16 protein-coding genes are annotated in these 22113 nt (G+C 61.0%); 12 read left to right on the top strand and 4 right to left on the bottom strand.

The window, feature by feature from the left end:
* Nucleotides 1-18: 18 nt before the first annotated feature.
* The 8 genes from rplI to JFT85_RS13245 all read left to right on the top strand — a co-directional run bounded on the left by rplI (nt 19) and on the right by JFT85_RS13245 (nt 12963).
* Nucleotides 19-465, top strand: a complete 447-nt coding sequence (gene rplI / locus JFT85_RS13280) for a 50S ribosomal protein L9 (RefSeq protein ID WP_003171376.1) — start codon at nt 19-21, stop codon at nt 463-465.
* Between the two features lie 110 nt (nt 466-575).
* A complete protein-coding gene (gene dnaB / locus JFT85_RS13275; RefSeq protein ID WP_017526410.1) occupies nt 576-1973 on the top strand; it encodes a replicative DNA helicase in 1398 nt (465 codons plus the stop codon).
* A gap of 113 nt (nt 1974-2086) precedes the next feature.
* Nucleotides 2087-4390, top strand: a complete 2304-nt coding sequence (locus JFT85_RS13270; RefSeq protein WP_053254060.1) for a YgiQ family radical SAM protein — start codon at nt 2087-2089, stop codon at nt 4388-4390.
* A gap of 204 nt (nt 4391-4594) precedes the next feature.
* Complete coding sequence (locus JFT85_RS13265) at nt 4595-5518, top strand: hypothetical protein (protein WP_053254061.1); 924 nt, start codon at nt 4595-4597, stop codon at nt 5516-5518.
* Complete coding sequence (locus JFT85_RS13260) at nt 5511-5960, top strand: hypothetical protein (protein ID WP_053254062.1); 450 nt, start codon at nt 5511-5513, stop codon at nt 5958-5960. Before JFT85_RS13265 ends, JFT85_RS13260 begins: the two co-directional genes overlap by 8 nt.
* 176 nt (nt 5961-6136) lie before the next feature.
* A complete protein-coding gene (locus JFT85_RS13255; protein ID WP_069550898.1) occupies nt 6137-9427 on the top strand; it encodes a transglutaminase family protein in 3291 nt (1096 codons plus the stop codon).
* 159 nt (nt 9428-9586) lie between these two features.
* Entirely contained in the window at nt 9587-12073 is a 2487-nt protein-coding gene (locus tag JFT85_RS13250) for a circularly permuted type 2 ATP-grasp protein (protein WP_053254064.1), read from the top strand.
* A complete protein-coding gene (locus JFT85_RS13245) occupies nt 12073-12963 on the top strand; it encodes a transglutaminase family protein (RefSeq protein ID WP_078827671.1) in 891 nt (296 codons plus the stop codon). The genes JFT85_RS13250 and JFT85_RS13245 overlap by 1 nt, the downstream gene beginning before the upstream one ends.
* A 46-nt stretch (nt 12964-13009) precedes the next feature.
* Here JFT85_RS13245 and JFT85_RS13240 read toward each other — a convergent pair whose 3' ends face one another.
* On the bottom strand, nt 13010-13192 hold the full coding sequence (locus JFT85_RS13240) for a hypothetical protein (protein ID WP_053254066.1): 183 nt from the start codon (nt 13190-13192) through the stop codon (nt 13010-13012).
* A gap of 331 nt (nt 13193-13523) precedes the next feature.
* Here JFT85_RS13240 and azu point away from each other — a divergent pair, with 331 nt between their 5' ends.
* Nucleotides 13524-13970 (top strand): azurin, encoded by a 447-nt coding sequence (azu, locus tag JFT85_RS13235; protein ID WP_053254067.1) that lies wholly within the window; start codon nt 13524-13526, stop codon nt 13968-13970.
* 168 nt (nt 13971-14138) lie between these two features.
* On the opposite strand, the gene nadE is transcribed toward azu, so the two are convergent.
* From nadE to JFT85_RS13220, 3 genes are all read right to left on the bottom strand, one after another.
* Nucleotides 14139-14966: an ammonia-dependent NAD(+) synthetase gene (gene nadE / locus JFT85_RS13230; RefSeq protein WP_053254068.1), complete on the bottom strand. Its 828-nt coding sequence runs from the start codon at nt 14964-14966 to the stop codon at nt 14139-14141.
* Between the two features lie 3 nt (nt 14967-14969).
* Nucleotides 14970-16184, bottom strand: a complete 1215-nt coding sequence (gene pncB, locus JFT85_RS13225; protein WP_053254069.1) for a nicotinate phosphoribosyltransferase — start codon at nt 16182-16184, stop codon at nt 14970-14972.
* Nucleotides 16185-16409: 225 nt separating this feature from the next.
* A complete protein-coding gene (locus JFT85_RS13220) occupies nt 16410-17306 on the bottom strand; it encodes a LysR family transcriptional regulator (protein WP_053254070.1) in 897 nt (298 codons plus the stop codon).
* Nucleotides 17307-17460: 154 nt separating this feature from the next.
* Here JFT85_RS13220 and amaB point away from each other — a divergent pair, with 154 nt between their 5' ends.
* The 3 genes from amaB to JFT85_RS13205 all read left to right on the top strand — a co-directional run bounded on the left by amaB (nt 17461) and on the right by JFT85_RS13205 (nt 21930).
* Nucleotides 17461-18951 (top strand): L-piperidine-6-carboxylate dehydrogenase, encoded by a 1491-nt coding sequence (amaB, locus tag JFT85_RS13215; protein ID WP_053254071.1) that lies wholly within the window; start codon nt 17461-17463, stop codon nt 18949-18951.
* A gap of 172 nt (nt 18952-19123) precedes the next feature.
* Nucleotides 19124-20407 (top strand): L-pipecolate oxidase, encoded by a 1284-nt coding sequence (gene amaA / locus JFT85_RS13210; protein WP_078827672.1) that lies wholly within the window; start codon nt 19124-19126, stop codon nt 20405-20407.
* A gap of 386 nt (nt 20408-20793) precedes the next feature.
* Nucleotides 20794-21930 carry a branched-chain amino acid ABC transporter substrate-binding protein gene (locus tag JFT85_RS13205; RefSeq protein ID WP_053254073.1) on the top strand — a complete coding sequence of 379 codons (1137 nt, stop codon included), beginning with the start codon at nt 20794-20796 and terminating at the stop codon, nt 21928-21930.
* The last annotated feature ends 183 nt before the right edge of the window (nt 21931-22113 follow it).

The following is a 22113-nucleotide window of genomic DNA, read 5'->3' as shown; positions in this document are numbered from 1 at the left end:
AAGTTAGAGGATTTTCACATGCAACTGATCCTTCTGGAAAAAGTCGCCAACCTGGGCAACCTGGGCGACAAAGTGAACGTTAAGGCCGGCTACGGTCGTAACTACCTGCTGCCATACGGCAAAGCCACCGCTGCAACCGCTGCCAACCTGGCTGCGTTTGAAGAGCGTCGTGCTGAGCTGGAAAAAGCAGCAGCAGACAAAAAAGCTTCGGCCGAAACTCGCGCTGCCCAACTGGCTGAGCTGGAAGTGACTATCACTGCCACCGCCGGTGACGAAGGCAAGCTGTTCGGTTCGATCGGCACCCACGACATCGCTGATGCACTGACCGCCTCCGGCGTTGAAGTGCAGAAGAGCGAAGTTCGTCTGCCGAACGGCACCATCCGCAACGTAGGCGAATTCGACGTAGCCGTGCACCTGCACGCCGAAGTTGAAGCCACCGTACGCGTTGTCGTGGTAGCAGCTTAAGCAGCACCTAACTGACTGGCACCTCGCGTGTCAGCCAGTTAACATCGGGCACGATCCTGTTTACAGGTCGTGCCTTTTGTTTTTCTACAACCCCCTAATTCCAAGTGGCCATGAACGATATTTCAGCTCCTGAGCAATACGATCTGCAAACCGCTGCCCTGAAGGTGCCGCCGCATTCCATCGAGGCCGAACAGGCCGTGCTCGGTGGCTTGATGCTGGATAACAACGCCTGGGAACGCGTGCTGGATCAAGTCTCGGACGGTGATTTCTATCGCCATGACCACCGCCTGATCTTCCGCGCCATCGCCAAGTTGGCCGACCAGAACTCGCCGATCGACGTGGTGACCCTGGCCGAGCAATTGGACAAGGAAGGCCAGACCTCCCAGGTCGGCGGTCTGGGCTACCTGGGTGAACTGGCGAAAAATACGCCGTCCGTCGCCAACATCAAGGCCTATGCCCAGATCGTTCGCGAGCGCGCCACCCTGCGCCAGTTGATCGGCATCAGCACCGAAATCGCCGACAGTGCCTTCAACCCCGAAGGCCGCACCGCCGCCGAGATCCTCGACGAAGCCGAACGCCAGATCTTCCAGATCGCCGAAGCGCGGCCGAAAACCGGTGGCCCGGTCAGCGTCAACGACCTGCTGACCAAGGCCATCGACCGCATCGACACGCTGTTCAACACCGACAACGCCATCACCGGGATTTCCACCGGTTACACCGACCTCGACGAGAAGACCAGCGGCCTGCAGCCGTCTGACCTGATCATCGTCGCCGGCCGTCCATCCATGGGTAAAACCACCTTTGCGATGAACCTGGTGGAAAACGCCGTGTTGCGCAGCGACAAGACCGTGCTGGTGTACTCCCTCGAGATGCCAGGCGAATCGCTGATCATGCGTATGCTCTCGTCCCTGGGCCGTATCGACCAGACCAAGGTCCGTGCCGGTCGCCTGGAAGACGACGACTGGCCGCGCCTGACCTCGGCGGTCAACCTGCTCAACGATCGCAAGTTGTTCATCGATGACACCGCCGGTATCAGCCCATCGGAGATGCGTGCGCGTACGCGCCGGCTGGTGCGTGAGCACGGCGACATCGCCCTGATCATGATCGACTACCTGCAGCTGATGCAGATTCCGGGTTCCAGCGGCGACAACCGGACCAACGAGATTTCCGAGATTTCCCGGTCCCTCAAGGCCCTGGCCAAGGAGTTCAATTGCCCGGTGGTGGCACTGTCCCAGCTCAACCGTTCCCTGGAACAGCGCCCCAACAAGCGCCCGGTGAACTCCGACCTTCGGGAATCCGGAGCGATCGAGCAGGATGCTGACGTGATCATGTTTGTGTACCGGGACGAGGTGTACCACCCCGAGACTGAGCACAAAGGCATTGCCGAGATCATTATCGGTAAGCAGCGGAACGGCCCGATTGGCTTTATCCGCCTGGCGTTCATCGGTAAATACACGCGCTTCGAAAACCTCGCGCCGGGTAGCTATAACTTCGACGACGACGAGTAGGTCTCAGCGCCTGTCAGGGCCTCAGCGCAATTCCGACCATTACCGTCGGAATTGGTCAAAATTTGTGCTATATTCCGCGCCCGCGATTTTTCATCTCAACACCGGTCACCGTCATGCAAACAGCCAAGCCGTTATTTGACTATCCCAAGTACTGGGCCGAATGTTTCGGTCCTGCGCCATTCCTGCCGATGAGCAGGGAGGAGATGGATCAGCTTGGCTGGGATTCCTGCGACATCATCATCGTTACCGGTGATGCGTACGTGGATCACCCGTCGTTCGGCATGGCCATCATCGGCCGGCTGCTGGAGTCCCAGGGCTTTCGCGTCGGGATCATTGCCCAGCCGAACTGGCAGTCCAAAGACGACTTCATGAAGCTCGGCGAGCCGAACCTGTTCTTCGGCGTCGCGGCCGGCAACATGGACTCGATGATCAACCGCTACACCGCCGACAAGAAAATCCGTTCCGACGACGCCTACACCCCAGGCGGCATGGCCGGCAAACGCCCGGATCGCGCGAGCCTGGTGTACAGCCAGCGCTGCAAAGAAGCCTACAAGAACGTGCCGATCGTGCTCGGTGGCATCGAAGCGTCCCTGCGCCGCATCGCCCACTACGACTACTGGCAGGACCGCGTGCGCAACTCGATCCTGATCGACGCCACCGCCGATATCCTGCTGTACGGCAACGCCGAGCGGGCCATCGTCGAAGTCGCCCAGCGTTTGTCCTGGGGTCACAAGATCGAAGACATCACCGACGTGCGCGGCACCGCGTTCATTCGTCGTGACACGCCGCAAGGTTGGTACGAAGTGGACTCCACGCGTATTGACCGCCCGGGCAAGATCGACAAGATCATCAATCCGTATGTGAATACCCAGGACACCCAGGCCTGCGCCATCGAGCAAGAGAAAGGCCCGGTGGACGACCCGGAAGAAGCCAAGGTCGTACAGATCCTGGCCAGCCCGCGCATGACCCGCGACAAGACCGTGATTCGACTGCCCTCGGTAGAAAAGGTCCGTGGCGACGCGGTGCTGTATGCCCACGCCAACCGCGTATTGCACTTGGAAACCAACCCAGGCAACGCCCGCGCCCTCGTGCAGAAGCACGGTGAAGTGGATGTGTGGTTCAACCCGCCGCCCATTCCGATGACCACCGAAGAAATGGACTACGTGTTTGGCATGCCTTACGCCCGTGTCCCGCACCCGGCGTACGGCAAGGAAAAGATTCCGGCCTACGACATGATCCGTTTTTCGGTGAACATCATGCGTGGCTGCTTCGGCGGCTGTACCTTCTGCTCCATCACCGAGCACGAAGGCCGCATCATCCAGAACCGTTCCGAAGAGTCGATCATTCGCGAAATCGAAGAGATCCGCGACAAAGTGCCCGGCTTCACCGGCGTGATCTCCGACCTCGGCGGCCCGACCGCGAACATGTACCGCATCGCCTGCAAGAGCCCGGAAATCGAATCCGCGTGCCGTAAGCCTTCGTGTGTGTTCCCAGGCATCTGCCCGAACCTGAACACCGACCACTCGTCGCTGATTCAGCTGTACCGCAGCGCCCGTGCGTTGCCGGGTGTGAAGAAGATTCTGATCGCTTCCGGCCTGCGCTATGACCTCGCGGTCGAGTCGCCGGAATACGTTAAAGAGCTGGTGACCCACCACGTGGGGGGTTACCTCAAGATCGCCCCGGAACATACCGAGGAAGGTCCGCTCAACCAGATGATGAAGCCGGGCATTGGCAGCTATGACAAGTTCAAGCGCATGTTCGAGAAGTACACCAAGGAAGCGGGCAAGGAGCAGTACCTGATTCCTTACTTCATCGCCGCCCACCCGGGCACCACTGATGAAGACATGATGAACCTGGCCCTGTGGCTCAAGGGTAACGGCTTCCGCGCCGACCAGGTGCAGGCGTTCTACCCGTCGCCGATGGCCACCGCCACCGCGATGTACCACTCGGGCAAGAACCCGCTGCGTAAGGTCACCTACAAGAGCGACGCGGTGACCATCGTCAAGAGCGAAGAGCAGCGCCGTCTGCACAAGGCCTTCTTGCGCTACCACGACCCGAAAGGCTGGCCGATGCTGCGTGAAGCATTGACCCGCATGGGCCGTGCCGACCTGATCGGGCCGGGTAAAGACCAGTTGATTCCGCTGCACCAGCCGGCCACCGACAGCTACCAAAGCGCCCGTCGCAAGAACTCGACGCCGGCCGGCAGCCATAAGGTTGCCAAGGAAACCACCACCAAGATCCTCACCCAGCACACCGGTCTGCCGCCGCGTGGCAGTGATGGCAGCAACCCGTGGGACAAGCGCGAACAAGCCAAGGCTGCGGCCATGGCGCGTAACAAGCAGGCTGCCAAGGAGCGCGCGGATGCGGCGAAGGGCAAAGGCGGCAAGCCTGCGCGCAAGCCGGTGGTGCCGCGTTGATCGCAGCCTGAATATGCAAAACGCCAGCCTCGTGCTGGCGTTTTGCTTTCTAGCGGGTGGGTAGACCGTTTGTTAAGGTGATGGTCATTAGATCGCCATCGCAGGCAAGCCAGCTCCCACAGTTGGAACGCGTTCCCTTGTGGGAGCCGGGCTTGCCCGCGATGAGGCCTGCCAGGCCATCATCACCTTCAAGGAAGAACTCTCATGAGCAACCCCCTGCTCAGTATCGGCATGGATTCCAACCGCTCCCAGTTCATGGCGCGCCAGCGCATCGAAAGCCAGATCAACCTGCCACGGCTGTTTGCGGCCATCGATGCAGACCCCAGCATCGTCGGCGCGGGCGTTGTGTACATTGACGCCGACTTCAACGTCATCACGCTGCGCGAATTTCAGCCCATCTGCAGCATTGCACCTAAACGTTTGATTTTGCGTGAAGCGCAGAAGTACATAGCCCCGGCGCAGTTTGCGCAACAGGTCCAGGACAATCCCCGCGAATCGCGCCTGGTGGGAGAGGCGGTCAACACGTCTCTGTCCTGCGCGGGCGCGGTCATCGGTTGGATCGTGGTGCTCAGCGGCACCGTCGCTGTACCGTTCACGGCGGGTGCCAGCAGCGTGATTACGGCCATCGGTTATACCGCTGCCACGGCCAGCACGCTGCAGTGTTTTGCCAGTGGCTATCGCGTCAGCAATGAGCTCAGTGACCCCTCCAAAAATGACAAGCTCGACAGCTCGGAATGGTATCAGTACACGATGATCGCGCTGGATGCTGCCTCGTTGGTCGGGGTCGGTGCATCGACGCTGACCACGATTAAGCTGGTGCGGCTGAATCAGGCCACCACCGGCAAAAGCGTGCGGGAGGTGCTGCGAGGATTGACCCGGCAAGAGCGCGCCAAGCTGACGAAGGAGCTGCTCAGCATTCAGGACCCACGTATGAGCGCCAAAATGCTCAAGTTGAAGCAACTGTCTGGCGAGGCGACCAAGCGTTTCGCCCCCGCCCAGGTCAAGCATGCGACGGTGACCCAGATACAGGATGCCCTGGGCGCGGCGATCGGTTTTACCGGCAGTGCAATCTCGGGGAACGTACGCACCGTTGCCGTGGGGCTGTATGAGGAAATGAGCAATGAATGAGCTACCCGGTATTCGCAGTTTTCTGGCGCACTATTTTCCGGTCTTCATGGGCGCAATTTTCGCGGCGGTGTTCAGCCTGGTGTTTGCGGTGCCGCTGATTTTCGACAGTTATTTCCCGCGCTTGTCGATCGACGACAACCTCAAGTATTCCTTCCTGGGTGGCCTCGCGCTGACGTGGGGGATTGTGCAGTGCAACTTCATGATCGCGCGCGGGCGGCCGCAGTGGGTATGGCCGCTGGTGATGCTGCTTGCACTCTGCGTTCTGGCAGTGCTGCCTACCCTCGCCTTCGGTCCGCATCCGCTGTCCTATGGTTTGAGCCTGCTGTTCCCGCTGCTGGGATTGCTGCTGCTCAACAGCAAGCGTCATCGCGAGATGCGCCAGAAACTGGTCGAAGTGAGGCGGCTGCGCCAGGCCATGCTCGCAACGCACAAAGCACGCTAGCTGGGTAGATTCACCACCCTGCGCCACAAATATGTGCAGCACTTGCACCACGGCACCGGTGATGGCGCCGTTTTGGTGCTCTACTGCACGGGGTCTAACGAGAAAGCGCAATGACGGCTGCTCTGGCATAAGTCTTGCGCACGTTGTGTCCATGCCCTGGCTCGCAGGAGGCCGCCGTGTCGATTCATGTCGCGTTGCACCACGTTACGCATTACCGCTATGACCGCGCTGTCGAACTCGGCCCACAGATCGTGCGCTTGCGCCCGGCAGCCCATAGCCGCACGCGGATTTTGTCCTACGCATTGAAAGTGCTGCCCGAGCAGCACTTCATCAATTGGCAGCAGGACCCGCAAGGTAACTACCTGGCGCGTCTGGTGTTTCCGGAAAAGACGGACGAACTGCGCATCGAAGTCGACTTGGTCGCCGAGATGGCGGTGTTCAACCCGTTCGATTTTTTCCTTGAGCCCTACGCCGAAAAAATCCCCTTCAGCTACGCCGCTGATGAGCAGCGAGAGCTGGCGCCGTACCTGGAAACCCTGCCGCTGACGCCGAAGTTTGCCGCCTACCTGGCGGGCATCGACCGCACGCCGCTGCCGGCCGTGGACTTCCTGGTGGGGCTGAACCAGCGCCTGGCGGCCGATATTGGCTACTTGATCCGCATGGAGCCGGGCGTGCAAACCCCGGAGTTCACCCTCGAAAACGCCTCCGGCTCCTGCCGCGATTCGGCCTGGCTGCTGGTGCAATTGCTGCGCAACCTGGGGTTGGCGGCGCGCTTTGTGTCGGGCTACTTGATCCAACTGACCGCCGACGTCAAAGCCCTCGACGGCCCGTCCGGCACCGACGTGGACTTCACCGACCTGCATGCCTGGTGCGAAGTGTATTTGCCCGGCGCCGGCTGGATCGGCCTGGACGCTACCTCAGGGTTATTCGCCGGTGAAGGTCATATCCCGTTGGCCTGTAGCCCTGATCCATCATCTGCCGCACCGATCAGTGGGCTGGTGGAACCTTGCGAGTGCGAATTTACCCACGAAATGTCGGTGGAGCGCATTTGGGAAGCGCCTCGGGTTACCAAGCCCTACACCGAAGAACAATGGCTGGCGATCCAGGCACTCGGCCGGCAGATCGATGGCGACCTGCTCAAGGACGATGTACGCCTGACCATGGGCGGCGAGCCGACCTTCGTCTCCATCGACGACCCCGACGGCGCCGAGTGGAACACCGCCGCCCTCGGGCCGGACAAACGTCGGCTGTCCGCCGAGCTGTTCCAGCGCATGCGTCAGCACTATGCGCCCAAGGGCCTGGTGCACTTTGGACAGGGCAAGTGGTACCCCGGCGAGCAGTTGCCGCGCTGGTCGCTCAACTGCTATTGGCGGCGCGACGGCGTGCCGATCTGGCACAACAGCGCGCTGATTGCCGATGAGCAAGCAGATTACGGCGCCGATGGGGTGATGGCCGGGCGTTTCCTGGCCAGTGTCGCCGAACGCCTCAAACTGCCGGCGCGCTTTGTATTCCCGGCCTTCGAAGACAATTTCTATTACCTGTGGCGCGAAGGTGCACTGCCGCAGAACGTCACCGCCCAGGACCCGCGTTTGAGCGACGACCTGGAGCGCGAGCGCCTGCGCAAAGTGTTCAGCCAGGGCCTGGACAAAGTCATCGGCCACGTGCTGCCGCTGGCGCGCACGGCGGCCAATGATCGCTGGCAGAGTGGGCGCTGGTACCTGCGCGACAATCACTGCCGCCTGGTGCCGGGCGACTCGCCACTGGGCTATCGCTTGCCGTTGGCCTCGCAACCGTGGGTGACGGCGGCGGAGTATCCGTTCGTGCATCCGACTGACCCGAACCAGGACCAACCGGAGCTGCCGAGCAGCGCGCAATTGCAAAGCCATGGCGAACCGGCTGCCAGCGATGAGCGCGTGCCGAAAGTCGATGAGTCCGCCGACTGGCTGACCCGCACCGCCTTGTGCGCCGAAGCGCGGGACGGGCGCCTGTATTTGTTTATGCCGCCGCTGGAGCGCGTCGAGGATTATCTGGAACTGGTGGCCGCCATTGAGGCCACCGCCGAGGAGCTGCACTGCCCGGTATTGCTGGAAGGCTACGAGCCGCCGTTCGACACGCGTTTGAGTAACTTCCGGGTTACGCCGGACCCTGGGGTGATTGAGGTTAACGTGCAGCCGTCTGCCACCTGGGACGAGTTGGTGGAGCGCACGGAATTCCTTTACGAAGAAGCACGGCAAACCCGTCTCACCACTGAAAAGTTCATGATCGACGGCCGTCACACGGGCACCGGCGGCGGCAACCACTTTGTGCTGGGCGGCGCGACGCCCAAGGACTCACCGTTCTTGCGTCGCCCCGATTTGCTGCGCAGTTTGATCAGCTACTGGCATAACCACCCATCGCTGTCGTACCTGTTCTCCGGGCTGTTTATCGGCCCGACATCTCAGGCGCCTCGGGTGGATGAAGCGCGTAACGACGCGTTGTACGAGCTGGAAATCGCCTTCGCTCAAATGCCTGCCGTCGGCGAAGAATGCCCGCCATGGCAGGTGGACCGCCTGCTGCGCAACCTGCTGATCGACGTGACGGGCAACACCCACCGCGCCGAGTTCTGCATCGACAAACTCTACTCACCCGACGGCGCCACTGGGCGCCTGGGCCTGCTGGAACTGCGCGCCTTTGAAATGCCGCCCCATGCGCGCATGAGCCTGACCCAGCAATTGCTGCTGCGGGCGTTGGTCGCACGCTTCTGGCGTGAGCCGTATGCGCCGCCGAAACTGGCGCGCTGGGGCACGGAGTTGCATGACCGCTTCTTGCTGCCGCATTTTATCGAGCAGGATTTTGCCGACGTGATTGTCGAGCTGAATGCCGCCGGTTACCCACTACGGGCCGAATGGTTTGCCGCGCATCTGGAGTTCCGTTTCCCCAAGGTGGGCGACTATGCCGTCAGCGGCATCGAACTGGAACTGCGCCAGGCGCTGGAGCCTTGGCACGTGCTCGGCGAGGAGGGCGCAGTGGGCGGCACGGTGCGCTATGTGGATTCCTCCCTGGAGCGCTTGCAGGTGAAGTTGAGCGGGCTGGCGCCGCAGCGCTATCTGCTGACCTGCAACGGCATACCGGTGCCGCTGCAACCGACGGGACGCGTCGGTGAATTCGTGGCCGGCGTGCGATATCGCGCCTGGCAACCGGCCAACTGCCTGCAACCGACTATCCCGGTACACGCGCCGTTGGTGTTCGACGTGCTCGACACCTGGATGCAGCGTTCGCTGGGCGGCTGCCAGTACCACGTCGCCCACCCGGGCGGGCGCAATTACGACAGCTTGCCGGTGAATGCCAATGAAGCCGAAAGCCGGCGGATGGCGCGGTTTTTCCGCTTGGGGCATACCCCAGGCAAGCTCCCCGTGCCTGCTTTAGAGATTAATGATGAATTGCCGATGACCCTGGATCTGCGGCGTTTCCCCAATAAAAATGACTGAATGCGATGTCAATGTGGGAGCGGGCTTGCCTGCGACAGCGATGGATCAGCCAGCCAATAAGGTGACTGGAAAATGGCAATCGCAGGCAAGCCAGCTCCCCCAATAGATTGCAGTGAATTTGAGTTAATCTGACTTCCCTTACCCTCTGCCGAGCGTTCCATGTCTGACTTGCTCGACCGTTACCCGCTGACCGCGGGCACTTATCACGAACTGCTGGACGACAGTGGCGCGGTGCGTGCCCATTGGCAGCGCTTGCTTGATCACCTGCAACGCAGCACGCCTGCGCAGCTGGCCCAACGTCAGGCACTGCTGACTCGGCAGATCCAGGAAAACGGCGTGACCTACAACGTCTACGCCGACCCCAAGGGCGCGGATCGCCCCTGGGAACTGGACTTACTGCCCCACGTGCTGGCCGCCGATGAGTGGCAGCACCTGTCGGCCGGTATCGCCCAGCGGGCGCGCTTGCTCAATGCTGTACTGGCCGACCTTTATGGCCCGCAGCGCTTGATCAAAGAGGGCCTGCTGCCGGCTGAGCTGGTGTTCGGGCATAACAATTTCCTGTGGCCTTGCCAGGGCATCCAGCCGCCGGACGGCGCGTTTTTGCACCTGTATGCCGTGGACTTGGCGCGCACGCCGGACGGCCGTTGGTGGGTCACCGCCGACCGTACCCAGGCACCGTCGGGGGCAGGTTATGCGTTGGAAAACCGTACCATCGTGTCCCGTGCGTTCCCGGACTTGTACCGCGATCTGCAGGTGCAACACCTCACCGGTTTCTTCCGCACCCTCCAGGAAACCCTGGCCCGCCAGGCACCCGGCGATGATCAGCCGCCGCTGATCGTGCTGCTGACCCCGGGGCGATTCAACGAAAGCTATTTCGAACACCTCTACCTCGCGCGCCAGCTTGGCTACCCGTTGGTGGAAGGTGGCGACCTCACCGTGCGCGACAGCACCGTGTTCCTCAAAACCCTCAGTGGCCTGCGCCGGGTGCACGCGATCATGCGCCGCCTCGATGACGACTTCTGCGACCCGCTGGAGCTGCGCACCGACTCGGCCCTCGGCGTGCCCGGCCTGCTCGATGCCGTGCGTCAGGGCAATGTGCTGGTGGCCAATGCCCTCGGCAGTGGCGTGCTGGAGTCGCCGGGGTTGCTCGGCTTTTTGCCGAAGATCAACCAGTTCCTGTTTGGCGAAGAATTGATCCTGCCGTCGATCGCCACCTGGTGGTGCGGTGAAGCGCCGGTGCTTGCCGAAGCCTTGGAGAAACTTCCGGATTTGCTGATCAAACCGGCGTTCCCGTCGCAAAGCTTCAGCCCGGTATTTGGCCGCGATTTGAATGATGAGCAGCGCCAGGCCCTGGCCGAACGCATGCGCGCGAGGCCTTACGCCTATGTCGCTCAGGAGCTGGCGCAACTGTCCCAGGCACCGGTGTGGCACACCGTCGATGACCATTTGCAGCACCGTGCCATCGGCATGCGCGTGTACGCCGTGGCCAGCGCCGACGGCTACCGTGTGTTGCCTGGCGGCCTGACCCGCGTGGCTGCCGAGGCGGATGCCGAAGTGGTGTCGATGCAACGCGGTGGCGCGAGCAAAGACACCTGGGTGCTCAGCGAGCGTGTTGCCGGTGGTGAGCACTGGCGTGCACAACGTGCGATTGGCGCCCATGACCTGGTGCGCCGCGATCCTTATCTGCCCTCTCGCGTGGTGGAAAACCTGTTTTGGTTTGGCCGCTATTGCGAGCGCTGTGACGACAGCGCGCGTTGGCTGCGTATCGTGCTCGCGCGGTATGTCGATGGCGACGATCCGCTGGCCTTGCAGGCGGCGATCGAGCTGGGCGAGAGCTTGCGCTTGTTGCCGGAGGAGGGCGAGTTGCCCGAGCGCCTGCTCGCCGCCTTGCTCGGCGATGATTGGCCGTCGAGCCTGCGCGCCAACCTGCAGCGCCTGCAGTGGGCGGCGTCCCAGGTGCGCGGCAAACTGTCCCGGGAAAACTGGCAGGCCCTGGTCGAACTGCAACGTGAAGCCCTGGAGCTGGAACGCGAAACCCCGGATTTTGGCGAGTTGCTGGATTTTCTCAACCGCCTGGTGATGTCCCTGGCGGCGCTGTCCGGCTTTGCCCTGGACGACATGACCCGCGACGAAGGCTGGCGCTTTTTGATGATGGGCCGGCGCATCGAGCGCCTGCAATTTCTGAGCAGCAGCCTTGCGGCGTTTCTGCGTGGCGTGGCGGTGTTCGATCAAGCGGGGCTTGAGTGGTTGCTGGAGTTGGGCAACAGCAGCATCACCTATCGCTCGCGTTACCTGGCGGTGCCGCAGTTGATCCCGGTGCTCGACCTGTTGCTGCTGGACGAGCAGAACCCGCACGCAGTGCTGTTCCAGCTGAAACTGGTCAGCCGTACCTTGCGTCGCCTCAACGACGACTTTGCTGTGCCGCGTGAAACCGGGCTGGCGCCGTTGGTGGAGTGCCTGGCGCGTTTCGACCTGGGTTGCCTGGAGAACCCGTTGTTTGGCGAGTCCAGTGTGCGTGCCGCGCTGGATGGCCTGGCTGACTTGCTGCAAGCAGTCGCCGATGAGAGTGGGCAAGTGTCGGATCGCCTGGCGTTGCGCCATTTTGCCCATGTGGATGATGTCAGCCAGCAAACGGTGTCGGTGTGATGAGTGCGCGCTACCAGATTTTCCACGATACCCACTACCACTACGACAGCCCGGTCTCCCTGGCCCAGCAACTGGCGCACCTGTGGCCACGGCCGTGTGCCTGGCAGCGTTGCACCTTGCAGCAACTGGATGTCAGCCCGGAGCCGTCTTCGCGTCGCGATGAACTGGACGTGTTTGGTAACCCCATCACCCGCCTGGCCTTTGAGCGGCCCCACGATGAGTTGCTGGTGAATGCCGGGCTGACCGTCGAAGTGTTGGCGCGGCCGCTGTTGGATTTCCAGCAGTCGCCCGCCTGGGACCAGACCCGCGACAGCCTGACCTACAGCAGCCAGCCGGTGTCTGCGGAACGGGTCGAGGCCTGTCGCTATCGTTTTGAATCACCCTACGTGCACCTGAAAAAAACCTTCGTCGAGTTTTCCGAAAGCTGTTTTCCGCCCGGCGAGCCATTGCTGTTGGGTGTGCAGGCGTTGATGGAGAAGATTTTCAGCGAGTTCACGTTCGATGCCGAAGCCACCCAGGTCGCCACGCCGCTGGTGGAAGTGCTCGAGCGCCGTCGTGGCGTGTGCCAGGACTTCGCCCATCTGATGCTCGCCTGCCTGCGCTCACGGGGCCTGGCGGCGCGGTACATCAGTGGCTACCTGCTCACCCAGCCACCGCCCGGCCAGCCACGGCTGATCGGCGCCGATGCGTCCCACGCGTGGGTTTCGGTGTATTGCCCGGAGTCGGGTTGGGTAGATTTCGATCCGACCAACAATGTGCAGCCGGCACTGGAGCACATCACCTTGGCCTGGGGCCGTGATTTCTCGGATGTGTCGCCGTTGCGCGGGGTGATTCTGGGGGGAGGGAGCCATGACCCGGAGGTGCGGGTGACGGTGATGCCGCTGGAATGAAGGTGGGTTGGGGTGAGCAGGGAGGGCCTGCTCACCCCAACAGAATTTATTCAGCCGGGTCTTTCGGTGCTTCGGTTTCGTCTGTCGCCACTTCACCTTCAGCATCCGGGTTCAGTGCGCCTGCTTCTTCATCTGCAGCGGCTTTCTTACGTTGCAGCTTTTCCTCTTTCTTCTGCTCCTTGGCCAAGTCTCTCTGACGTTTGGCGAAGGAGTAATTAGGTTTGGCCATGGGCGATCCTCTAGGGTCGAAGGTGAGGGTGGCGGCGCGCAGCTGCCTTGGGACGCTATGGTAGCAGCTTAGCGACGCGCTTTGCCTTCACTTACCGCAGGCATACGCAGCCAGCAGGCCGTTGAACAGTTGATTGAGGTGCATAGCGCGGGCTCCAATGGGGTATGGGCCGATCATAGGCGGGTGGCAGATCTTTGGCTGGTAGATTGTGTTGATCAGTCTGATAGCCTAAAGTTGTATACAATCTGTTGATGCAGATCATAAGAATTCCAGCCTGCTTGAGGCACCCTTGTCGCAATTCGCGTTTTTAAACCCTGCCTTGGAGATTCACATGTTTGCCAAACTCGTTGCTGTTTCCCTGCTGACTCTGGCGAGCGGCCAGTTGCTTGCTGCAGAGTGCAAGGTCACTGTCGACTCCACTGACCAAATGTCCTTCAACACCAAGGCCATTGAAATCGATAAAAGCTGCAAGACGTTCACCGTGGAACTGACCCACTCCGGCAGCTTGCCGAAGAACGTCATGGGCCATAACTGGGTGCTGAGCTCCGCCGCCGACATGCCTGGCATCGCCAGCGACGGCATGGCCGCCGGTATCGATAAAAACTACCTGAAAGAAGGCGACACCCGCGTCATCGCCCACACCAAAATCATTGGTGCCGGCGAGAAAGATTCGGTGACCTTCGACGTATCGAAGCTGGCTGCCGGTACCGACTACGCATTCTTCTGCTCGTTCCCGGGCCACATCTCGATGATGAAAGGCACTGTGACCGTCAAGTAAGTCGGTTCCGGTCGAAAAAAAGCGCCTTGCGGGGCGCTTTTTTTGTGGGCGGTCTGTCGTACTGCGTGATCGTTGTTCGCGAGCAAGCCCGCTCCCACCCTTGAACGAGTTCCAGCCTGAGGATGCGCTCAAATGTGGGAGCTGGCTTGCCTGCGATGGCGATCTACCTCACGGCGCGAATGGCATGACCCGCTTGTGCTCGGTCTTGCGATAGGTGTCGCAGATGATTCGGAATGCTTCCTCACGCACCGGCTCTCCGTGCAGGAAGGCGTCGATCTCTGCGTAAGTCACGCCGTGGGAGGCTTCATCCGGCTTACCAGGCGACAAATCCTCAAGGTCGGCCGTCGGGATTTTCTCGACCAATGATTCCGGCGCACCAAAGTGCCGAGCAATCGCCCGTACCTGGTTTTTCACCAGCCCGCTCAGCGGTGCCAGGTCGCAGGCACCATCACCGAACTTGGTGAAAAAGCCCATCACTGCTTCCGCCGCGTGGTCGGTGCCGATCACCAGGCCACTGGCCGCACCAGCGATGGTGTACTGCGCCACCATGCGCATGCGCGCCTTGGTATTGCCCAGCACGAAATCGCGGGACACGGCGGCCTTGCCTTCAAACGCAGCGACTTCACTGGCCAGGGCTTTTACCGCCGGGCCGATGTTCACCGTGTGGCGCTCGTCCGGCTCGATAAAGTCCACCGAGGCCTGGGCGTCGATTTCATCGAACTGGGTTTCGTAGGGCAGGCGCACGGCGATGAAGCGGTAGGCCTCATCACCGGTGCTGGCGCGCAGTGCCTGCATCGCGCGTTGGGCCAACAGGCCAGCTGTCAGGGAGTCGACGCCGCCGCTGATGCCCAGCACCAATGTCTTGAGCCCGGAATTGCGCAGGCAGTCCTGGATAAAAGTTACGCGGCGGGCAACTTCGGCCTCCAGGGCGGCCTGGTCCTTGAACGGTGCTTGGACCTTGAGCTGCTGCGCAATCTCACGCTGTACGGCTTGCATGATTCACTCCTTGCTAGGTAGGGCAGGTACTTTAAAGACGTGACGCAAATAGGCGACGAAATTCGGGTCGGTGCAGTGGGTCTTGCCCGCTTCATCAGAGATTTTCGCGACGGGCTGACCATTGCAGGCGGTCATTTTAAGCACGATGCTCATCGGCTCAACACCTGGAATGTCACAGGTCAGGTTGGTGCCGATACCAAAGCTCACATTAATGCGACCCCGCAAGGCGCGGAAGATCTCCAGGGCCTTGGGCAGCGACAGGCTGTCGGAGAACACCAAGGTCTTGCTCATCGGCTCGATACCGAGCTTGTGGTAGTGGGCAATGGCTTTTTCGGCCCATTGCACCGGGTCACCGGAGTCGTGGCGCAGGCCATCGAACAGCTTGGCGAAGTACAAGTCGAAGTCGCTGAGGAACGCATCGGTGGTGATGCAGTCGGTCAGGGCGATCCCCAGCAGCCCGCGGTATTCGCGGACCCAGCAGTCGAGGGCGGCGATCTGGCTGTCGATCAGGCGCGGGCCGAGTTGCTGGTGGGCCATGATCCATTCGTGGGCCATGGTGCCGAGCGGCTTCATATCGAACTCGCGGGCCAGGTGCACGTTGCTGGTGCCGACAAAACGGCCGGGGAAGTCATGCTTGAGCACGCTCACCACTTCTTCCTGCACCCGGTACGAGAAGCGCCGGCGCGTGCCGAAGTCGGCCACTTGCAGCTCCGATAGCTCATCGCTGCTGGCGTTCGCGGTCAGCCAATCGAACTTGCGGTACAGCTGCTCGCGGGCCTGTTCAAGAATCACGGTCTGGTAGCGGTAGCGGTTACGCACTTCGCTGACGATGGCCAGCATCGGCACTTCAAACAGGATCACATGCAGCCAGGGCCCGCGCAGGCGGATAAACAGCTCGCCATTCTCGATGCCGGTTTGCACATAGCGCAGGTTGAAGCGGAACAGCCCGAGGAAGCGCAAGAAATCCGGCTTCATGAAGCTGATGCGTTCCAGGAAGCCCAGTTGATCCGGGCTCAGGCTCAGCTCGGCCAGGCGCTCGATCTGGTAGCGGATTTCCGCCAGGTAGGGGCGCAGGTCTTCACTGTTGCGGCAACGAAACTCCCATTCAACTTCCACATTCGGGTAGTTGTGCAGCACCGCCTGCATCATGGTCAGCTTGTAGAAGTCGGTGTCGAGCAGGTTCTGCACGATGCGATCGGCAAACACACTCTCGCTCATAACGGGAATCTCCAGACGGATCGGCGATGGGCGCCGACCTTTACGCACAATTAAGGAATGGCGCTAGTGGCGCATAGACCTGTGGGGTTTTGCCAGCGTTTTTTCATATTGGGGCCTTTGTTGTGGCCACTGGCGCCTTCGCAAGCAAGCCCGCTCCCACACTTGAAATGCATTCCAATGTGGGAGCGGGCTTGCTCGCGAAGGCGGCATGTCAGGCGACGTGGCTCAAACAGGTTCAACCTGCTCCATCATCCACTTCACAAAGTCGCGCACTTTGGGCACTTCCACCGAATGCTCCGGATACGCCAGGTAATACGCATCCTGGCTCGGCAACGCGTGCTGCCAAGGAATCACCAACTTGCCGTCGGCCAGTTCTTCCTCCACCAGGAAGCGGGGCAGCAGGGCCACGCCACAGCCGACCTGCGCCGCGCGAATGCACATATAGAAGGTGTCGAAACGCGGCCCGTGGTAGCTGTGCTCGGTGTGAAAGCCCTGGCTGGCGAACCAGTCATGCCAGCCTTGGGGGCGCGAGGCGTTTTGCAGCAGCACCAGGTCGCTCAGTTGCGTGGGGTCGGTGAATGGCTGCGCGGGCAGGCTTTCCGGCGCGCACACAGGCACCAATTCCTCGCTGAACAGTTTCAGGCTTTCCGTGCCGGGCCGGGAACCCTGGCCGAAATAGAACGCCATGTCCGCCTTGCCTTGCAGCAACTCGTCCGGTTCCTGTTCATTGCACAGGTCCAGATGGATTTGCGGATGGCGCAAGCGCCAGCCCTTCAGGCGTGGCACCAGCCAGCGCGCGCCGAAGGTGTAGGGCGTGGACACGCGAAGCACTTCGGTCTCGCCGCCGTAGGAGCGCAGGTAATGGGTGGACATCTCCACCTGTGTGAGGATTTTTCGCACTTCCACCAAGTACAAATCGCCTGCTGGGGTCATCTGCAAGCGGCGGCGTACCCGGCGAAACAGCAGGTGCTGCAGCAATTCTTCCAACTGGGCGACCTGTTTGCTCACCGCGCTTTGCGTGAGGTTCAGTTCCTCGGCGGCGCGGGTGAAGCTCAGGTGGCGGGTGGCGGCTTCGAAACACTGCAGGGCGGTGATTGAGGGCAAATGTCTTTTGTTCAGCACGGCACGCCTCTTTTTATTCTTTGCATGAATAAACGGAATGATATCTCGCCTAATCGTCGTTTGTTGGCAAGTCTTGGGCCAGCTACAAATAAGGTCTGGATCGCCGTGCGGGCCGCGGCGCAATTTTTTTGTTTGTAGATTGAAGGAGTGACCCATGGTTGCCGCATTGCTTGACCGTCTCGGGGTAAACCCGGCGCTGTACCAGTCGGGTAAACAACCCGTGCATTCGCCGATTGATGGCAGCCGTATTGGCAGTGTGCACTGGGAAGGTGCCGCCGAGGTGGAGCAACAGGTCAGTCGCGCCGAGCATGCATTTGACGCCTGGCGCAAAGTACCGGCACCGCGTCGCGGCGAGCTGGTGCGTCAGTTCGGTGATGTGCTGCGCGAATATAAGGCCGACCTGGGCGAGTTGGTGTCCTGGGAAGCCGGCAAAATCACCCAGGAAGGGTTGGGTGAAGTGCAGGAAATGATCGACATCTGCGACTTCGCTGTAGGTCTGTCCCGCCAGTTGTACGGCTTGACCATCGCTTCCGAGCGCCCAGGCCACCACATGCGCGAAACCTGGCACCCGCTGGGCGTGGTCGGCGTGATCAGCGCTTTCAACTTCCCGGTCGCCGTATGGGCGTGGAACACCACGCTGGCGCTGGTGTGCGGCAACGCCGTGATCTGGAAACCGTCGGAAAAGACCCCGCTCACCGCATTGGCTTGCCAGGCGCTGTTCGAGCGCGTGCTGAAGAAATTCACCGATGCCCCCGAGTACCTCAGCCAAGTGATCATCGGCGGCCGCGACGCCGGTGCCGCACTGGTGGATGACCCGCGTGTCGCCCTGATCAGCGCCACCGGTAGCACCCGCATGGGCCGCGAAGTGGCGCCGAAAGTCGCCGCACGCTTTGCCCGCAGCATCCTTGAATTGGGCGGCAACAACGCGATGATCCTCGGCCCAAGCGCCGACCTGGACATGGCCGTACGCGCGATCCTGTTCAGCGCCGTGGGCACTGCTGGCCAGCGTTGCACCACCCTGCGTCGGCTGATCGCCCATGAGTCGGTCAAAGAAGAAATCGTTACCCGCCTCAAGGCCGCCTATTCCAAGGTGCGCATCGGCCACCCGCTGGAAGGCAACCTGATCGGCCCGCTGATCGACAAACACGGCTTCGAAAACATGCAGGACGCCCTGGAACAGGCCTTGAGCGAGGGCGGCAAGGTGTTCGGCGGCAAGCGTCAGCTGGAAGATAAATTCCCGAACGCCTACTACGTGTCGCCGGCGATTGTAGAAATGCCTGAACAAAGCGACGTGGTGTGCACCGAAACCTTCGCGCCGATTCTGTACGTCATTGGCTACAGCGACTTCGCCGAGGCACTGCGCCTGAACAATGCCGTGCCACAAGGCCTGTCTTCGTGCATCTTTACCACCGATGTGCGTGAAGCCGAGCAGTTCATGTCGGCGGTGGGCAGTGACTGCGGCATCGCCAACGTCAATATCGGCCCGAGCGGCGCGGAAATCGGCGGTGCGTTTGGCGGTGAGAAAGAAACCGGTGGCGGGCGTGAGTCGGGTTCGGATGCGTGGCGCGGGTACATGCGTCGCCAGACCAACACCGTGAACTACTCGCTGGAACTGCCGCTGGCGCAGGGTATTACGTTCGACTGATCCCTCACGTCGCAGTGCAGTCAATGTGGGAGCTGGCTTGCCTGCGATGCAGACACCTCGGTGTGCCGGGAACACCGAGGTGATGCTATCGCAGGCAAGCCAGCTCCCACATTTGAGGGTGTTTGCAATTCAAAATAATTGTTGTTTGTTAGGTCCTCTCCGGAGTCTGGCAATGCCATTACGCGAAACATGTTTGTGGGAACACCTCACCCCTGGCCGGCCGGATCGGGCTGCGCTCAAGGGCGAGGTCAAGGTGGATGTGTGCGTGATCGGCGCCGGTATCACCGGTTTGTCGGCGGCCATTCACTTGCTGGAACAGGGCAAAAGCGTCGCCCTGCTGGAGGCTCATCGCACCGGCCATGGCGGTTCGGGGCGTAACGTCGGGCTGGTCAACGCCGGCCTGTGGATTCCCCCGGATGAGATCGAAGCCGGTTTCGGCGAAGCGGTGGGCAGCCAGCTCAACCGCATGTTGGGGGCGGCGCCGTCGCTGGTGTTCAGCCTTATCGACAAGTACAACATCGATTGCCAATTGCGCCGCGAGGGCACCTTGCACATGGCGCACAACGCCCGTGGCGAGGCGGATTTGCGCAGCCGTGAAGCACAATGGAAACGCCGTGGTGCGCCAGTGGAGTTGCTGACCGGCCAGGCTTGCGAGGACGCCACGGGCACGAAAAAAATTGCCGCGGCGTTGCTGGATCGGCGTGCCGGCACCTTGAACCCGATGGCTTATACCACTGGCCTGGCCAATGCCGCCGTCGGCCTTGGCGGCCAACTGTTTGACCATTCCCCGGTCACCCAGCTTGAACGCCAAGGTGCGCACTGGTCAGTGCAGACCGCCCAGGGCTCGGTGCAGGCGGCACAAGTCGTGATCGCCTCAAATGCCTACACCGAAGGTGAGTGGACCGAGCTTCGCCGAAATTTCTTCCCCGGCTACTACTACCAGGTTGCGTCAGCCCCGCTTACTGACGCCGCCGCCGAGCAGATCCTTCCCGGCGGGCAGGGCTCGTGGGACACGCGTCAGGTACTCAGCAGCATCCGCCGCGACGCTGATGGCCGCCTGTTGCTCGGCAGCCTGGGCAACGGTAACCAAAAACCGGCGTGGTTCCTCAAGGCGTGGGCTGATCGGGTGCAGCAGCATTACTTCCCATACCTCAAATCGGTGCAGTGGGAATACACCTGGACCGGTTGTATTGCCTTCACCCCGGACCACCTGATGCGCCTGTTCGAGCCAGCGCCGGGCCTGGTCGCCGTAACGGGCTATAACGGACGTGGTGTGACCACCGGCAGCGTCGTGGGCAAAGCATTTGCCGACTACTTGTGTCACCAGAATCCCCAGGCGTTGCCGATCCCCTTCGCGCCGATGCAGCCGTTAGCCGGGGTGGGCCTGCGCAGCTGTCTTTATGAAGCAGGATTTTCGCTGTATCACGCCGGGCAATGCCTGCGGATCGTGATCTGATCAGCGAAATACCGTTCAGAAGCCTGCATTTTCTTAGCAGGCTACTAATCTGTATTGGTGCAAGTCGTAGCAATCACGCACTGTAAATGTGCAGTTCCGTTACGCACGTTGTTACAGGTGCAGGAACGACCGTTTATCCGCCTGGTTGCAGGTGCGACCTGCCAGGGTTGTACTTTTTGGGTCCATTGGTTGCACCTTCCGACGCTAGACGGTTGCACGTCCTGGCAAAAGGAGTCGAAACGCCTGTAATAACAATGACACCGTGTCTTTTTGAAGAATAAAAACGTAATGGCACGCGCCTTGCTCTTGGCTTTCTCTGAAAGTTTCAGTTGAAGGTTTGCATTGAATTCGTAGTGCCAATAAACAAAAACCTCGGAGCACCACTCATGTCCCAGACGTTTTACAAGAAAGGTTTTCTGGCCCTCGCCGTTGCAACGGCGCTGGGTGTTTCTACGTTTGTTCAAGCTGATGTGAAGATTGGCGTGGCGGGCCCGATGACGGGTGCCAACGCAGCTTTCGGTGAGCAGTACATGAAGGGTGCCCAAGCGGCAGCCGATGTGATCAACAAGGCCGGCGGGATCAACGGCGAGCAGATCAAACTGGTGGCCGGCGACGACGCCTGTGAGCCAAAGCAGGCCGTAGCGGTGGCTAACCGCCTGGCAGACCAGGACAAAGTCATCGGCGTGGTCGGGCACTTCTGCTCCTCCAACACCATTCCTGCCTCCGAGGTGTATGCCGACGCAGGCATCATCATGATCACCCCAGGCTCCACCAACCCGACCGTCACCGAGCGCGGCCTGTCGGCGGTGTTCCGCATGTGCGGCCGTGATGACCAGCAAGGCATCGTCGCCGGCGACTACATCGTCGATGTGCTCAAAGGTAAGAAGGTCGCTGTTATCAACGACAAAGACACCTACGGCAAAGGCCTGGCTGACGCTACCGCTGCGCAGTTGACCAAGCGCGGCGTGAAGCCGGTGCTGGAAGAAGGCCTGACCCGTGGCGAGAAAGACTTCAGCGCCCTGGTCACCAAAATCCGCTCCACCGGTGCTGACGTGGTTTATTTCGGCGGCCTGCACCCGGAAGCCGGTCCACTGGTTCGGCAGATTCGTGAAGCCGGCCTCAAAGACGTCAAGTTCATGTCCGATGACGGCATCGTCACCGACGAACTGGTCGCCACCGCCGGCGGCAAGCAGTACGTCGATGGTGTGTACATGACCTTCGGCGCTGACCCGCGCCTGCTGCCGGACAGCAAGACCGTGGTGGAAGAGTTCCGCAAAAACGGCACCGAACCTGAAGGCTACACCCTGTACGCCTACGCTTCGATCCAGGCCCTGGCAGCCGGTTTCAACGGTGCCAAGTCCGACAAGGGCGAAGACGCAGCCAAATGGCTGAAAGCTCACCCGGTTAAAACCGTTATGGGCGAGAAGACCTGGGACGCCAAGGGCGACCTGAAAATCTCCGACTACGTGGTTTACCAGTGGGACAAAGACGGCAAATACCACCAGCTGGAAAAGCAGAAGTAAGAACAAACACGATCGTTTAAGCGCCTCGGTCCCCTGTGGGAGCTGGCTCGCCTGCGAGAGCGGTTGCACATTCAACACAGCTGTTGGTTGTCAGTCCGTTATCGCCGGCCGGCCCGTTTCCCTCGGGGGGCGTGGTTGCCCGTCCCATCGTGTCAGGCATCAAGTCTGTCTTTTCCTCCAGAA

Source organism: Pseudomonas sp. TH04 (genome assembly GCF_016651355.1).
GTDB lineage: Bacteria > Pseudomonadota > Gammaproteobacteria > Pseudomonadales > Pseudomonadaceae > Aquipseudomonas > Aquipseudomonas fluorescens.
The sequence above is the reverse complement of the archived record's forward strand: the minus strand, read 5'-3'. Positions and strand labels throughout refer to the sequence as shown.